Source organism: Limnohabitans sp. JirII-29 (assembly GCF_003063395.1).
In the GTDB taxonomy this organism is placed as follows: Bacteria; Pseudomonadota; Gammaproteobacteria; order Burkholderiales; family Burkholderiaceae_C; genus Limnohabitans.
The window spans coordinates 28,748-43,653 of sequence record NZ_NESB01000003.1 but is presented as its reverse complement, the minus strand read 5'-3'; the positions used below and the strand labels follow the sequence as shown (position 1 = coordinate 43,653).

Below are 14,906 nucleotides of genomic sequence, written 5' to 3'. Positions count from 1 at the left end.
CAAGATTTTTTCGGAGCTCCATTCATGACTGCACACACAGGTTTTCTCGCTGGTAAAAAACTACTCATCACCGGCGTGTTGTCCAACCGTTCCATCGCTTATGGCATCGCCAAAGCCTGTCATCGCCAAGGTGCTGAGTTGGCTTTTAGCTATGTAGGCGAGCGCTTCAAAGACCGCATCACCGAATTTGCCGCAGACTTTGACTCGAAGTTGATTTTTGATTGCGACGTAGGCGATGACGCCCAAATTGATCAGTTATTCAAAGACCTGTCGACCCATTGGCCCACCTTTGATGGCTTTGTGCACAGCATCGGTTACGCACCGCGCGAAGCCATCGCGGGAGATTTCTTGGACGGCCTGAGCCGCGAAGGTTTCAAAATCGCACACGACATCAGCGCCTACAGTTTCCCTGCCATGGCCAAAGCAGCCCTGCCCTACCTCAACGACAACGCAGCCGTGTTGACCTTGAGCTACCTAGGTGCGATTCGCACGGTCCCCAACTACAACACCATGGGTTTAGCCAAAGCTTCGCTGGAAGCTTCGGTGCGATATCTGGCTGAGTCTTTGGGTGCCAAAGGTCGTGGCTTGCGCGCCAACGGCATCAGCGCAGGTCCCATCAAAACCTTGGCAGCCAGCGGCATCAAGGGCTTCGGCAAAATTTTGAGTGTGGTCGCCGAGGCTTCCCCCATTCGTCGCAACGTGACGATTGACGATGTGGGCAATGTGGCGGCATTTTTGATGAGCGACCTGGCTGCCGGTATGACGGCTGAAATCACCTATGTGGACGGGGGCTTCAGCCAAGTGGTGGGCGGTATTGCCGAACCTACTGGCGAATAAATCCAGCACCTCAGATCACAAAAAAGAGCGCCGAGGCGCTCTTTTTTATTGCTTCACACAGTCGGCAAAGTAAGACCTCTTGCCGTCTGGAGCGACCTCTTCGACCAAGCCATGGATGTCGGTTTCAAAGCCAGGGCATTGCAAGTTGAATTCGCGTGCAAACTTGAGATAGTCCACGATTTTCTTATTGAACACCTCACCCGGAATGAGCAAAGGAATACCGGGAGGATAAGGCGTGACCAAGCTGGTCGTGATGCGCCCCAGCAACTCATCCACGGGCACGCGCTCGGTGTTGCGGTGCGCAATTTGTGCGTACGCGTCACTGGGTTTCATGGCCGGGGTCAAGTCCGACAAATACATGTCTGTGGTTAACCGTGCAATGTCGTACTTGGCATACAAGGTGTGGACGTGCTGGCACAAGTCACGCAAGCCCATGCGTTCATACGCACGGTGCTTTTGACAGAACTCGGGCAGGATACGCCACATGGGCTGATTGCGGTCGTAGTCATCTTTGAACTGCTGCAACGCTGTCAACAAAGAGTTCCAACGGCCCTTGGTGATGCCGATGGTGAACATGATGAAGAAGCTGTACAGGCCCGTCTTTTCAACGATCACACCGTGCTCTGCCAAAAACTTGGTGACGATGCTGGCGGGAATACCGCTCTTGTCAAACTTGCCGTTCAGGTCTAACCCTGGCGTCACGATGGTGGCCTTGATGGGGTCAAGCATGTTGAAGCCGTCAGCCAATTTGCCAAAGCCGTGCCATTTGGACGACTTGCCCGTGCCTTTGATGATCCAGCTCTCAGCGCGGCCAATGCCGTCGTCCACCAGCTCATCGGGGCCCCAGACTTTGAACCACCAGTCTTTGCCGTACTCTTCGTCGACTTTGCGCATGGCACGGCGGAAATCCAGAGCTTCGGCAATGCTTTCTTCCACCAAGGCGGTGCCGCCGGGTGGCTCCATCATGGCCGCTGCCACGTCACAGCTAGCAATGATGCTGTACTGCGGACTGGTGCTGGTGTGCATCAAATAGGCTTCGTTGAACAGGTGACGGTCCAACTTGGTCTTTTGCGAGTCTTGCACCAGCACATGACTGGCCTGGCTGATACCCGCCAGCAACTTGTGGATGGACTGCGTGGCATACACCACCGAATGCATGGGGCGTTCACGCTTTTTGCCCATGGCGTGGTAGGTGCCGTAGAACGGGTTGAAGGCAGCATGCGGCAACCAAGCTTCGTCAAAGTGCAGATTGGCCACATAGCCGTCAAGCATTTTCTTGATGGTCTCGGTGTTGTAGAGCACGCCGTCGTAGGTGGACTGCGTGAGGGTCAACACACGGGGTTTGACCTTTTTGGCGTCCACGCCTTTGAGCAAAGGGTTGGCTTTGATCTTGGCTTGAATGGCAGCAGGTTCAAACTCACTTTTGGGGATGGGTCCAATGATGCCGTAGTGGTTGCGTGTGGGCTTCAAGAACACGGGCACAGCACCGGTCATGATGATGGCGTGCAGCACCGACTTGTGACAGTTGCGATCCACCACCACCACATCACCAGGAGCCACGGTGTGGTGCCAGACGATTTTGTTGGAGGTGCTGGTGCCGTTGGTGACAAAGAAGCAATGGTCTGCGTTGAAGATACGCGCCGCGTTGCGCTCGCTCTCACCAATGGCGCCGTTGTGGTCGAGCAATTGACCCAACTCTTCCACCGCGTTGCACACGTCGGCACGCAACATGTTTTCACCATAGAACTGGTGGTACATCTGGCCGACGGGGCTCTTCAAAAAGGCCACGCCACCCGAGTGGCCTGGACAGTGCCAAGAGTAAGAGCCGTCTTCTGCGTAGTCGAGCAAGGCTTTGAAGAACGGGGGTTGCACGCTCTCCAAATAGCTCTTGGCTTCACGGATGATGTGGCGCGCCACAAATTCAGGCGTGTCTTCGAACATGTGGATGAAGCCATGCAATTCGCGCAAGATGTCGTTGGGCAAGTGACGCGAGGTTTTGGTTTCACCGTACACATAGATCGGCACATCGGCGTTTTTGCGCCGCACTTCTTCAATGAAGTTGCGCAAATTGAGTACGGCAGGATCTAAGTCGGGACCCGGTGTGAATTCTTCGTCGTCAATCGACAAAATGAAGGCACTGGCACGCGACTGTTGTTGCGCGAACTGGCTCAGGTCGCCATAGCTGGTGGCCCCCATGACCTCGTAGCCTTCGCCTTCAATGGCTTCGGCCAAGGCACGGATACCCAAACCCGAGGTGTTCTCGGAACGAAAATCCTCGTCGATGATGACGATGGGAAAGCGAAATTTCATGCGGGACTCCGGGCAGTACGGACTTTGACAAAACAACAGCGGCGAAGTGTACTCGCCCACTGCTACAATGCCGAGCTTCGGAGCGGTGGATGAGTGGTTTAAGTCGCACGCCTGGAAAGCGTGTGTGGGTTAATAGCCCACCGCGGGTTCGAATCCCGCCTGCTCCGCCAGAAAAATCAAAGCCCCTGTCTTAGGACCGGGGCTTTTTTTCATTCAATTGCCAAATTGCAATGCTGCCAAATTGGCATACAAGCCAGCGCGCTCCAGCAGTTGCGCGTGGTTTCCAACCTCTACCAACGCACCATGCTCCATGACCCAAATCACATCGGCACGCTGGACGGTGGACAAGCGGTGGGCAATCACGAGGGTAGTGCGCCCTTTCATCGCCATGCTCAGCGCCGCTTGCACCATGCGCTCGCTGTGTGTGTCTAAAGCGCTGGTGGCTTCGTCCAACAACAACAAAGGCGGATTTTTCAAAATGGCGCGCGCGATGGAGATACGCTGACGCTGCCCGCCCGACAGACGAACACCTCGCTCGCCCAAAAAGGTGTCATAGCCTTGTGGCAACTTTTCAATGAATTCATCAGCAAATGCAGCCTTCGCTGCAGCCAACACCTGTTCGCGTGATGCATCGGGCTGACCATACAGAATGTTGTCGTATGCAGTCCCAGAGAAGATCACAGCATCTTGCGGGACGATGCCGATGCGTTGGCGCAAATCATGCAAGTCCATCTTGGGCAACGCAACACCGTCAAGCAAAATTTCGCCTTGGTCAGGGTCATGAAAACGCAACAGCAAGTTGAAGATGGTGCTTTTTCCCGCACCACTGGGGCCAACAATTGCCACCGTTTGTCCCGCATCAACCTGTGCCGCAAAGTCTTTCACGGCAGGCAGCTCAGGCCTCGATGGGTAACGGAATGTGACCGCATGCAAGACGACCGACGACCCTGCTGCAGGCCATGCCGGATGCTGAGGATGCCGTGGTAACAACAAGTCAGATTCAGCATGGAGCAACTCCATCAAACGTTCAGCAGCACCTGCCGCTCTGAGCAGGTCACCGTACACCTCACCCAACACGGCAAAGGCACTGGCCAACAAAATCACGTACACCACGGTCTGCCCCAGCTCGCCAGCAGTGGTGGTGCCGTGTTGAACCGCCAACGTGCCTTGGTAGAGCCCCCACAACAAGGCCGCGCTGGTGGTCAAGATGATGAAGCCAACCAGCAAAGAACGGGCTTTGGCACGCTTGAGTGCGGTGCCTACCGCTTGCTGCGTGGACATCTTGAACCGCTGGGTTTCTTTGGCTTGGGCGTTGTAGCTTTGCACCACAGGAATGGCATTGAGCACTTCAGATGCAATGGCGCTGGCATCGGCCACGCGGTCTTGGCTGGCACGTGACAAACGTCTGACACGACGCCCCAACATCACGCTGGGCCACACCACCAACACCAGCACGGCCAGCACTTGCAGCATCAAGAACGGATTGGTCCAAATCAACATGGCCAAAGCGCCTAGACCCATGATGAGGTTACGCAGCCCCATCGACAAGGACGATCCCACCACGGTTTGAATCAAGGTGGTGTCATTGGTCAATCGAGACAGGACTTCCCCCGTCTGGGTCGTTTCAAAGAAAGATGGACTTTGTCTGAGCACATGCGCATACACCGCATTGCGAATGTCTGCGGTCACACGTTCGCCCAGCCATGTGACGAAGTAAAACCGCAAGGCTGAAAACACAGCCAAAGCAGCCGCCACCAAAAAGAGTTCAACAAAGTGGACGACCAGTTGATCGCTGGCATCAGGGCTAGCCAAGCCTTGATCAATCAGCATTCGAAGTGCCCAGGGAAACGCCAAGGTAGTGCCTGCTGCCAGCAGCAAGAAGAGTCCAGCCAGGGTGAGGCGCAGCCGATAGGGCCGCAGAAAGGGTAAGAGCATGCTCAACGCGCCTGGTGTTGGCTTGGGCGTTGGCAAGGAGCTTGGTGTGTCAGTCATGCGCGAGTCCTTTGCTGCATTGTGATCGAAGCGACCTGCGTGGCACCAAGAAGACACACCCTGCCGGGCGTTTGACTAAAATTAGAACTCCAGCACGTCACGCCGTACGCACTGAAGCCCCTGAGACGCAGGGGCTTTTTTTGTTGTAAGGCACTTTCAACAAAGGCCCACATGATCATTGATGAGTTTTTTTTAATCACCAATTTGGGGGCGTTGTTGATTGGTCTATCCAAAGGTGGCCTACCCTCCATTGGCATGCTGGCGGTGCCTATCCTCTCATTGGTCATTTCCCCCATGAAGGCAGCGGTGCTGTTGCTGCCCATCTATGTAATCTCTGACGTGGTGGGCGTTTGGCTGTACCGTAAAAATTTCAGCCTGCCCAACCTCAAGATTTTGATTCCAGCCGGTGTGCTGGGCGTGGTCATTGGCTGGCTCACGGCGTCTTACATCTCCGATATCGCCATCAAACTGCTGTTGGGGGTGATAGGTATTGGCTTTTGTTTGAACACATGGCTGAGAAAACAAGCCAACCAAGCCACGCAGCCCGCCCATGTGGGCAAAGGTCTGTTCTGGGGGTCGTTGGCTGGCTTCACGAGTTTCATCTCGCATGCAGGTGCACCGCCATTTCAGGTGTACATGCTGCCTCAGCGCCTACCGAAGGCCGAGTTTGCGGGCACAGCCACCTTGGTGTTTGCAGTCATCAATGCTGCAAAAATTTTGCCTTATCAGCAACTACGTCCTTACACGATGGAAGATCTGATGAGTGCCATGTTTCTGATTCCCATGGCGTTGATTGGTACGGTCTTGGGTGCCTACCTCACTAAAAAGATCGCCGATGCCTGGTTCTTCCGATTGATTCAAATTGGTTTGTTCATCATCTCCATCAAATTGATGGTGGACGCTATTTCGGCCATGTGATGGCGGCGTGGAGCCCATAAAAAAAGCTCCTGCATCGGCAGAGGCTTGAGATCAATTCAAAATTTTGTTGACTTAATCCACGGAAATTTTGGCCTTCTTGACCACTTCGGCAAAACGCAGTCGGTCTGCTTCTGCAACTTTGGTGGCGTCAGCGGGTGCGACCATCCAAGGCTCAAATCCTACGGCGTTCAAACGCTCCTTCACATCCGGCTCCGCCATGGCTTTTTGGGTGCTGCTGTAGAGGCGATCCACGGTTGCTTTGGGCACGCCTTTGGGTGCATAAAAAGCGACCCAGGTGTTCAATTCAAAATTATTGGGGCCACCTGCCTCACCCACGGTTGGCACATCGGTGTAACCCGCTAAACGCTTGGTACCCGCATAGGCCAAGAACTTCACTTTTTTGGCTTTGTACAGCGGTCCAGCTGAAGCTGCCGTGCCAAAAGCCCAGTCCACTTCACCTGTCGAGACTGCGGTGTAGAGCTGTGGCAACTCTTTGAATGGAATGTGGCGCATTTGGGTGCCCGTGGCGCTCTCCAGCATGGCGGTGCCCACATGGGCCACGCTACCGATGCCCCAGTTGCCATACGTGATTTCGTTGTCTTTGGCTTTTGCCGCAGCAATCAAATCACTCACGCTTTTCCAGGGTGAATTGGCGCTGACCACAATGAAAAAATTGGTGGTGTAGAGAGGCGCCACAAGATCAAAGTCTTTCACTGGATCAAATGGCATTTGTTTGTAGAGATGCTGCTGCAAGGACATATGCGTGGCATCCACCAACATCAGGTTGTAGCCATCGGCGGGGGTGCGTTTGACCTCGCCAATCGTCAACCAGCCATTGGCGCCCGGTTTGTTATCCACCACCAATTGCTGACCCAATTCACGGTTGAGTTTTTCACCCACCATGCGGACCACAGAATCAGGGCCACTACCTGCAGAAAATGGCACGACGGCACGAACCGGTTTGGTGGGGAAACTCTGCGCTGAAACAGTAGCCACGCTGGCAACAAGAGCCAGCGTGATGGCACTGAGCAGCGAAGCTTTGAGGGTGAATTGCATGACATGTCTCCTAGTTTTTTTAGACTCACGGATGAGTAGATGGGTGATCGAATATTTAGCTCTATTTATTCAGTGCGAATGTTGGCATCTCGAATGACCTTGCCCCAACGTTCATGTTCTTTGCGAATGAAGTTGCCAAAATCTGTCGGTGTGACGCTAGGCTGGACCGTCGCACCGATGCTGGCAAAACGCTCCAACACCTCGGGTTGGTTCATGCCCTTCACCAAAGTGGCGTGCAGTTTTTGAACGATTGCCGGCGGCACACCTGCAGGCGCACCGATGCCAAACCAAGGCTGGACCACGAGCTGGGGATAGCCCGACTCTGCAACAGTCGGGACATCGGGCAATTGAGCAGATCGTTTGGCGGAAAAAACCGCAATTGGTTTGACTTTTCCGGCTTTAATTTGCGGCAAGGCAACGACCAGAGAGCTTTGAAAGTCAAGCTGTGTCGAGCCACCGATCAAGTCTTGAATTTGTTGCGTCGCACCTTTGTACGGCACGTGAAGAAACGATATGCCCGCTTGTTGCTGCAACAGTTCAGCGGCCAAATGCGGCACCGTGGCGAGTCCTGGCGTTCCGTAAGCATATTTAGCAGGCTGGGACTTGGCGGCTCTGACCACATCAGACAAATGATTGAAAGGTGTGTCTTTATTCGCGATCAAGATCGGCGTCATCGACACAAAGTTGGTGATGGGTGTGAAGTCTTTGAAGGTGTCAAAGGGCACTTCGCCCACATGCGGGGCAATGGCGACTGTGATGACCATCAGACCTATCGTGTAACCATCAGGCGCAGCTTTAGCCAAGACGCCGTGGCCCGTGACCCCCATTACCGCCAGGACGGTTCTCCACCACAACAGGTTGTTTGAACTCGTCACGCAAGATGTTGGCGGCCTCACGTCCGACCATATCGGTCGGTCCACCAGCAGGAAAAGGCACGATCAATTTGATCGGTTTGTTCGGCCAGTCTTGCGCATGCCCCAAACGGGTCCATAGCAAAAGAATCGCTAGCGATGTCGCAAAAAATCGTTTCATATTTGCTTGTTAAACACCCATTCAAACTTAACTCGTCGATGGAACGATCCTCTCCTGACACCGCATCAGCCACTTGATTCCTGGGCCTTGCGAATCACATTTTTTGCATCGGTGTTGCTGTTGGCTGCTGCAGCGCTGCTGGGATTTTGAATCACCAATCCCAACAAACGTGCACCGTGTTCCACAGCGATCGAGCCATAAGAAATATCACCTTGTACGACAGACTCTTTGTGGAACTCAACACGCTCTGCGGCGTAAATATTGCCTTCGACGCGCCCAGCGACCATGACACGGTGTGCCGTGATGTCGCCCGAAACCTCGCCCGTCAGACCTATTGCAACGGTGACTTTGTTGTCTTTCGTGGTTTCGATATTGCCCACAACTTTGCCATCGATGCGCACGCTGTCGAGCAAGACCAAGCGACCATAAATCTGTGTCGTGCGTCCAATGATGGTGTCAAAGCGCTCCTGGGAAGGTGACAACGATTTGTCTTTGAGTTTTTCAAACATGCTGGACCTTTTTGACGGTGCGCGACTCATTGGGCGTTGATTTGAATCAGCATTTGCGTTGGGTTCATGACCCGGTCATGACGCATGATTTCGTAGTGCAGATGTGGTCCTGTAGAACGCCCTGTGCTACCGAGTTGCCCTAAAACCTCACCACGGCGAACTTGTTGACCTTCCTGCGCCATACGTTTGCTCAGATGAGCATAACGGGTGATGAAGCCTTCAATGTGACTGACCTCTACCACATTGCCATAAGAAGCGTCCCAGGCCGAGCGTGTGACGGTGCCTGCGGCTGTGGACAGCACGGGGGCGCCCATTGCGGCCACAAAATCCAGCCCCTCATGCATGGCCAACTGACCTGTGAAAGGATCATTGCGAATACCAAATCCACTGGTCACGCGAAAATCTTTGTCAACCGGCACACCGGTGGGCAGCGCATGCAGCCAATTAAGTTGTGTCGCCCAACTTTGACTCAGATTTTTCACCGCTATCTGGGTCTGCGAAAACTCATCGACTGCAACACTCAGGTCCTGACTCAAAACATTGGAGCTGTTGCTTTGCAAGCGCGGCGCTACCCAGGGGCCACCACGTGCATCTTCTTTTTTCCCCATCTTGTCGCGCAGGTTGATGGGGGTTGCGATATCCATGAAACGATTTTTGAGTGTTTCAAGCTGCCTAATTTCTTGAACCGTGGCGCTCAGGTTTTGGCGCATTTTTTCAAGTCGCTCCCTATAGACCGACTCAACACGTTGTTGCTCAGCCTCTGTGGTAACACCACCCAAACTTCTGGCCAAACTGGGGCTAAATTCAATGGCAATTCGAAAACCAATGAAATGCAATAAAACGCCAAAAGACACCAAGAAAAATGCAGACACACATGCACCAACCATCACCTTACGGGTGGTGATAGAAATGGTCCGCACCGCGGCGGTGGGCCCTGACACCCACATCAGTTGCATAAGAAACTCCGGATTCTGAAAGCATGTTGCCCATCGCTGGATGGCACAAAGCTTGTCATTGTAGGGAGTTGAATTTGCAACTGGCCTATGGTTTTCCAAGATAACAAAGCAGATGAAACACAAGGGGCTATGTTTCGTAAAAATATGACCCTATATGGTTAAAAATGCTTTCAAATCGCTTGATTCAAAATGTCCCCATGAACCGCAATAGACCATTGATTCCCTGGCTGGAAGCTGAAACCCCCTTGCCTGCTGCAGATACAGCCTTGAAAGCAGATTCAGGGCTTGCCGGGTTGGTTGCTGCGGGAGGTGGTTTGTCTGTCGCACGTCTTCATGAGGCCTACAGCCAGGGCATGTTTCCATGGTTCAACGAAACACAACCTGTGCTGTGGTGGTCACCTGACCCTCGCATGGTGCTCCAAGTGGAAGCTTTCAAGTTACACAGATCCATGCGTAAAACGCTGCAAGCTTTTATTCAAGACCCCTGCTGCAACGTCAAGTTCGACACCGCATTTTCTCGCGTGATACGCCACTGCGCCAATGCAGTAAGACCGGGTCAAAACGGCACATGGATTGTGGATGACATGGTGCAAGCTTATGAAGCGCTGCACAAAGCAGGATTTGCACACAGCGTAGAGACTTGGGTTAACGATGAGTTGATCGGCGGTTTGTATTGCGTCTCGATCGGACGTTGCATTTTTGGCGAGTCCATGTTCGCTTTGCAACCCAATGCATCCAAAGTCGCTTTGGCTGCTCTGGTTGCGTTTGCCCGTGCCCAAGGCGCACATTGGATTGACTGTCAGCAAAATACCAAGCATTTGGGATCGTTGGGCGCGCGTGAGATCTCACGCAAACAATTCATTCACGACGTGATTCAAGCGCGCGAAGCCCCCCCAATGGCGTGGCAATATCGGTCGATATACTGGAACACAGTGATGCTGCCACGAGGTCTCGATTGACACACCTCCAAGACTTACCCTTTCAAGCGTTGCAGTTTTATGCCACGGCGCCCTACCCTTGCAGTTACTTACCCAATCGATTTGCGCGCTCTCAAGTCGCAACGCCGAGTCATTTGATCCAAAGTGATGTTTATTCGGACTTGGTCAAGCAAGGGTTTCGCCGCAGTGGTTTGTTCACCTACCGACCTTATTGCGACAGCTGTCGTGCATGCGTGCCCTTGCGTGTCAAAGCACAAGACTATGTCCCCACCCGAAGCCAGCGCAGAGCTTGGCGTCAACACGAACATTTGGAAGCTCGCATCCTTAACCTAGGCTACATCCCAGAGCACTACGCTTTGTACCAACGTTACCAAGCACAGCGGCATGCAGGCGGTGGCATGGACCAAGATAACGTGGATCAATTCACCCAGTTTCTTTTGCAAAGCCGTGTCAATTCACGCTTGGTCGAGTTTCGCGAGCCCAGTGGAAATGAAACGTTGGGTGAGCTCAGAATGGTGTCTGTGCTGGATTTGCTTGACGATGGCTTATCTGCTGTCTACACCTTCTACGACCCACAAGCAGGCGCCAGTTATGGGACTTACAACGTGATGTGGCAAATTGAACAGGTGCGCCAATTGGGACTGCGTTACGCCTACTTAGGTTATTGGATAGAAGACAGCCCCAAGATGCGCTACAAAGCCAATTTCAAACCGCATCAGTGTCTGATCGCGGGTGATTGGACAGACTGCTGATTTCACAAGGTAAGATAACCGGATGCGTAAATCCAGTGTTCCTGCAACGCCAAACATTCAAGTTATTGAGCGAATTTTTTCACTCATTGATGTCTTGGCATCACGAGAAGAAGCCATCTCGCTCAAAGAAATCAGCGAACGAACGGGCTTACACCCATCGACAACTCATCGGATCTTGAACGATCTGGCTGTTGGACGCTTTGTGGACAGGCCTGAAGCAGGAAATTATCGACTGGGCATGCGGTTGCTGGAATTGGGTAATTTAGTCAAGGACCGCCTAAATGTACGAGACGCGGCCGTACAACCCATGCGAGAACTGCACAAGCTTATTCAGCAACCGGTCAATTTGAGTGTGCGACAGGGCGATGAAATCGTTTATGTTGAACGCGCGTTCAGCGAACGTTCTGGAATGCAGGTGGTCAGAGCCATCGGTGGACGTGCACCACTGCACCTGACCTCTGTGGGCAAGCTTTTTTTAGCCATGGATGATCCGCAGCGCGTGCGCGCGTACTCCACGCGCACGGGCTTGAGTGGTCAGACCCGCAACAGCATCACGCAATTACCCGTACTGGAGCGCGAACTGTCTAAAGTGCGTCAATACGGAGTGGCACGTGATAACGAGGAACTGGAGTTGGGCGTGCGTTGCATGGCCTCTGGCATTTACGACGATCAAGGCAAATTGGTGGCAGGCCTGTCCATCTCTGCTCCGGCAGATCGTCTGGATGAAACCTGGTTACCCAAACTACAAATGACCACTCAGGCCATTTCATACGCACTGGGCTACAAAGACAGCCATGCTTGAAAGTAAAAAAGCCAGCAGTACTGCCGGCTTTTGAGTAACGGTTGAATCAGTATCAGGTTTGTGGGCGACCTGCATGGTTGATTTCAACCCATTTGCGTACGCGCTCCGCATCGGCAATACGGCTCAGTTTGCCCGCAGAGTCCAAGAACACCATGATGAGCTTGCGTCCGGCCACTTTGGCTTGCATCACCAAACATTGGCCTGCTTCGGAGATATAACCTGTTTTTTGTAAGCCGATATCCCAGTTAGGATTTTTCACCAAACGATTGGTCGTTCTGTACTGCAAGGTGTGATTACCAACCTCAACTTGATAGCTTGGGGAGGTGGAGAGTTCACGCAGCATCGGGTCGTTGTACGCGGAGCCAACCAATGTTGCCAAGTCTTTCGCGCTTGACTGATTGTGACTGGACAATCCTGTGGGCTCGACATAACGGGTATCACGCATTCCTAGCTGGGCTGCCTTGGCGTTCATCAAATTGACAAAAACAGACAACCCACCTGGATAGGTACGGCCCAGAGCATGTGCCGCACGGTTTTCACTGGCCATCAACGCGAGGTGCAATAACTCGCCGCGTGTCAATGTGGTTCCGACGCGCAGGCGTGAACTACTGCCCTTCTCCGTGTCAACATCATCTTGTGTGATGGTGATGGATTCATCTAAAGGCAGCTTGGCTTCGCTGATCAGCACGCCTGTCATCAACTTGGTAATGGATGCAATAGGCAAGACAGCCTGGTCGTTTTTGCTCAAGAGAACTTCTTGGGTATCTTGGTCAATGACGTACGCCACGCTAGATTTCAAATCCAAATGATCAGATGTGGCATGCAGGCCTGCTATTTGACCAAACGAAGGTTTTGCAGCAATGACCTTCTCGGCCTTGCGACGCATGTGCACCTTGACAACTGCCGGCTTGGACTTTTCTGCTTTGGTTTTATTCGGTGTTGCAGCCTGGGCCGAAACAGCAAACAAAGCTCCTAAAAAACTGAAAGATGTGGCGATGAGCAGTTGTTTCAAGTGTCGTTCCTTGTTCTTGAAATGCAAAGTAGCTATCAGTTTACCAAAAATAAAAAATCACGCAAGATCAAAGACTTGCGTGATTTTTTTGATCAAACCAGTAAAGGTACTCGTCGTTGAATCAACCTTGCGCAGCCACCCGGTCAGCCTTGCTTTGCAGCTTGTTCAACGCGGCCAAATAAGCTTTGGCAGAAGCCACCACAATGTCAGGATCAGAACCAACGCCGTTGACCACGCGACCACTGTTTTGCAGGCGCACGGTCACCTCGCCTTGGCTCTCCGTGGAGCCGCTGATGGCGTTCACGGAATAGAGCACCATCTCGGCACCACTTTTGACATGGGATTCAATTGCTTTGAGTGACGCATCGACCGGGCCGTTACCGTCAGACTCACCGCGTACCTCTTTACCGCCCACAGTGAAAACCACACTGGCTTGTGGTCGTTCACCGGTTTCGCTGTGTTGTGACAACGATACAAACGCAAACTGCTCCTTGTCGTTGTGAACACTCTCTTCACTGACCAATGCCAGGATGTCTTCGTCAAAGATTTCACTTTTACGATCAGCAAGTTCTTTGAATTTGGCAAACGCGGTGTTTATTTCACTTTCACTTTGCATCTCTACACCCAACTCTTGCAGGCGCTGCTTGAAAGCATTGCGACCACTGAGTTTGCCCAAAACAATTTTGTTGGCACTCCAGCCTACATCTTCCGCTCGCATGATTTCGTAAGTGTCACGGGCTTTGAGCACGCCATCTTGATGAATGCCTGAAGCGTGCGCAAAGGCATTGGCTCCAACCACGGCCTTGTTAGGTTGCACTACAAAGCCCGTGGTTTGGCTCACCATACGGCTGGCTGCAACAATTTGACGTGTGTCAATGCCCAACTCCAAGTTGAAGTAGTCCTTGCGTGTTTTAACAGCCATGACAACTTCTTCCAATGAACAATTGCCAGCGCGCTCACCCAAGCCATTGATCGTGCATTCCACTTGGCGTGCACCGCCAATTTTTACGCCAGCCAAAGAGTTTGCCACGGCCATTCCCAAGTCATTGTGACAATGGACAGACCAGATGGCTTTGTCGCTGTTGGGTACACGCTCACGCAAGGTCTTGATGAAGTTTCCATACAACTCAGGCACGGCATACCCCACGGTGTCTGGCACGTTGATGGTAGTTGCCCCTTCTGCAATGACGGTTTCAATCACACGACACAAAAAGTCCATCTCACTGCGATAGCCGTCTTCGGGACTGAACTCAATATCTCCCACCAAATTACGGGCAAAACGCACAGCTTGCTTGGCTTGTTCAAGGACTTGCTCGGGTGACATGCGCAGCTTCTTTTCCATGTGCAACGGCGAGGTTGCAATGAATGTATGAATGCGTGCACTGTTGGCTCCTTTGAGAGCTTCAGCAGCACGACTGATGTCTCGGTCATTGGCGCGGGACAAAGAGCAAATGGTTGAGTCTTTGATCGCGTTGGCAATGGCTTGCACAGCTTCAAAATCACCGTTCGAGCTGGCTGCAAACCCTGCTTCGATGACATCGACTTTCAGACGTTCCAACTGACGTGCGATGCGCAGCTTTTCGTCACGCGTCATAGAAGCGCCAGGCGATTGCTCGCCGTCACGCAAAGTGGTGTCAAAAATGATGAGCTTGTCAGCCATGGTCAGAACTCCTTGAATCTCAGAAAACCTACAACGTGTGTCTCGACCCCAAAGCAAAAGGCCCGCTGCAGGTGCATACGGGCCTTGTTTGGGTTCGCGCGTGCGCTACCAACTCCGCCCGTTGGGGGTTAG

Annotated in this window: 14 protein-coding genes and 1 tRNA gene; 6 read left to right on the top strand and 9 right to left on the bottom strand. The window is 52.8% G+C overall.

The features are described from left to right. The first annotated feature begins 24 nt into the window (after positions 1–24). Complete coding sequence (gene fabI, locus B9Z39_RS05320; RefSeq protein WP_100144702.1) at positions 25–837, top strand: enoyl-ACP reductase FabI; 813 nt, start codon at positions 25–27, stop codon at positions 835–837. A gap of 45 nt (positions 838–882) precedes the next feature. Here the strand turns inward: fabI and B9Z39_RS05315 are convergent, their stop codons facing one another. Continuing rightward, positions 883–3,147: an arginine/lysine/ornithine decarboxylase gene (locus B9Z39_RS05315; RefSeq protein ID WP_100144700.1), complete on the bottom strand. Its 2,265-nt coding sequence runs from the start codon at positions 3,145–3,147 to the stop codon at positions 883–885. A 79-nt stretch (positions 3,148–3,226) separates the two neighbouring features. Here B9Z39_RS05315 and B9Z39_RS05310 point away from each other — a divergent pair. Then, positions 3,227–3,317 (top strand) — tRNA-Ser (locus B9Z39_RS05310). A 43-nt stretch (positions 3,318–3,360) separates the two neighbouring features. On the opposite strand, the gene B9Z39_RS05305 is transcribed toward B9Z39_RS05310, so the two are convergent. Beyond that, a complete protein-coding gene (locus tag B9Z39_RS05305; RefSeq protein WP_100145116.1) occupies positions 3,361–5,139 on the bottom strand; it encodes an ABC transporter transmembrane domain-containing protein in 1,779 nt (592 codons plus the stop codon). A gap of 171 nt (positions 5,140–5,310) precedes the next feature. Between B9Z39_RS05305 and B9Z39_RS05300 the strand changes: the two genes are divergently transcribed. Further along, complete coding sequence (locus B9Z39_RS05300; protein ID WP_100144698.1) at positions 5,311–6,057, top strand: sulfite exporter TauE/SafE family protein; 747 nt, start codon at positions 5,311–5,313, stop codon at positions 6,055–6,057. Between the two features lie 72 nt (positions 6,058–6,129). Here the strand turns inward: B9Z39_RS05300 and B9Z39_RS05295 are convergent, their stop codons facing one another. The 5 genes from B9Z39_RS05295 to B9Z39_RS05275 all read right to left on the bottom strand — a co-directional run bounded on the left by B9Z39_RS05295 (position 6,130) and on the right by B9Z39_RS05275 (position 9,733). Next, complete coding sequence (locus B9Z39_RS05295; protein WP_108300971.1) at positions 6,130–7,113, bottom strand: tripartite tricarboxylate transporter substrate binding protein; 984 nt, start codon at positions 7,111–7,113, stop codon at positions 6,130–6,132. A 65-nt stretch (positions 7,114–7,178) separates the two neighbouring features. Next, positions 7,179–7,877, bottom strand: coding sequence for a tripartite tricarboxylate transporter substrate binding protein (locus B9Z39_RS05290; protein WP_233202473.1), 699 nt, complete (start codon positions 7,875–7,877; stop codon positions 7,179–7,181). Between the two features lie 31 nt (positions 7,878–7,908). Then, positions 7,909–8,145: a hypothetical protein gene (locus tag B9Z39_RS05285; RefSeq protein ID WP_108300970.1), complete on the bottom strand. Its 237-nt coding sequence runs from the start codon at positions 8,143–8,145 to the stop codon at positions 7,909–7,911. A 65-nt stretch (positions 8,146–8,210) separates the two neighbouring features. Continuing rightward, positions 8,211–8,654 (bottom strand): polymer-forming cytoskeletal protein, encoded by a 444-nt coding sequence (locus B9Z39_RS05280; RefSeq protein ID WP_158236123.1) that lies wholly within the window; start codon positions 8,652–8,654, stop codon positions 8,211–8,213. Positions 8,655–8,680: 26 nt separating this feature from the next. Then, positions 8,681–9,733 carry a M23 family metallopeptidase gene (locus B9Z39_RS05275; RefSeq protein ID WP_146183284.1) on the bottom strand — a complete coding sequence of 351 codons (1,053 nt, stop codon included), beginning with the start codon at positions 9,731–9,733 and terminating at the stop codon, positions 8,681–8,683. A 74-nt stretch (positions 9,734–9,807) separates the two neighbouring features. Between B9Z39_RS05275 and aat the strand changes: the two genes are divergently transcribed. Genes aat through B9Z39_RS05260 form a run of 3 tightly spaced genes read left to right on the top strand, consistent with a single transcriptional unit; the run spans position 9,808 to position 12,102 of the window. Next, the gene (aat, locus tag B9Z39_RS05270; RefSeq protein ID WP_100144686.1) at positions 9,808–10,569 is read left to right on the top strand and encodes a leucyl/phenylalanyl-tRNA--protein transferase; all 762 of its coding nucleotides are present in this window, start codon (positions 9,808–9,810) and stop codon (positions 10,567–10,569) included. Then, positions 10,566–11,300, top strand: a complete 735-nt coding sequence (locus B9Z39_RS05265) for an arginyltransferase (protein WP_100144684.1) — start codon at positions 10,566–10,568, stop codon at positions 11,298–11,300. The genes aat and B9Z39_RS05265 overlap by 4 nt, the downstream gene beginning before the upstream one ends. A 22-nt stretch (positions 11,301–11,322) precedes the next feature. After that, a complete protein-coding gene (locus tag B9Z39_RS05260; protein ID WP_100144682.1) occupies positions 11,323–12,102 on the top strand; it encodes an IclR family transcriptional regulator in 780 nt (259 codons plus the stop codon). Positions 12,103–12,154: 52 nt separating this feature from the next. Here B9Z39_RS05260 and B9Z39_RS05255 read toward each other — a convergent pair whose 3' ends face one another. Together B9Z39_RS05255 and B9Z39_RS05250 are read right to left on the bottom strand one after the other, a co-directional pair. Beyond that, a complete protein-coding gene (locus tag B9Z39_RS05255; RefSeq protein ID WP_143474137.1) occupies positions 12,155–13,114 on the bottom strand; it encodes a serine hydrolase in 960 nt (319 codons plus the stop codon). 121 nt (positions 13,115–13,235) lie between these two features. Continuing rightward, complete coding sequence (locus B9Z39_RS05250) at positions 13,236–14,774, bottom strand: 2-isopropylmalate synthase (protein WP_100144680.1); 1,539 nt, start codon at positions 14,772–14,774, stop codon at positions 13,236–13,238. Between the last annotated feature and the right edge of the window lie 132 nt (positions 14,775–14,906).

Excerpts from the sequence above, each read along its gene's own strand:
- B9Z39_RS05280 (WP_158236123.1), bottom strand. The coding sequence starts at position 8,654 with ATGTTTGAAAAACTCAAAGACAAATCGTTGTCACCTTCCCAGGAGCGC.
- B9Z39_RS05250 (WP_100144680.1), bottom strand. The coding sequence starts at position 14,774 with ATGGCTGACAAGCTCATCATTTTTGACACCACTTTGCGTGACGGCGAG.
- B9Z39_RS05290 (WP_233202473.1), bottom strand. The coding sequence starts at position 7,877 with ATGGTCATCACAGTCGCCATTGCCCCGCATGTGGGCGAAGTGCCCTTT.
- aat (WP_100144686.1), top strand. The coding sequence starts at position 9,808 with ATGAACCGCAATAGACCATTGATTCCCTGGCTGGAAGCTGAAACCCCC.
- B9Z39_RS05315 (WP_100144700.1), bottom strand. The coding sequence starts at position 3,147 with ATGAAATTTCGCTTTCCCATCGTCATCATCGACGAGGATTTTCGTTCC.
- B9Z39_RS05285 (WP_108300970.1), bottom strand. The coding sequence starts at position 8,145 with ATGAAACGATTTTTTGCGACATCGCTAGCGATTCTTTTGCTATGGACC.
- B9Z39_RS05295 (WP_108300971.1), bottom strand. The coding sequence starts at position 7,113 with ATGCAATTCACCCTCAAAGCTTCGCTGCTCAGTGCCATCACGCTGGCT.
- B9Z39_RS05300 (WP_100144698.1), top strand. The coding sequence starts at position 5,311 with ATGATCATTGATGAGTTTTTTTTAATCACCAATTTGGGGGCGTTGTTG.
- B9Z39_RS05305 (WP_100145116.1), bottom strand. The coding sequence starts at position 5,139 with ATGACTGACACACCAAGCTCCTTGCCAACGCCCAAGCCAACACCAGGC.
- fabI (WP_100144702.1), top strand. The coding sequence starts at position 25 with ATGACTGCACACACAGGTTTTCTCGCTGGTAAAAAACTACTCATCACC.
- B9Z39_RS05260 (WP_100144682.1), top strand. The coding sequence starts at position 11,323 with ATGCGTAAATCCAGTGTTCCTGCAACGCCAAACATTCAAGTTATTGAG.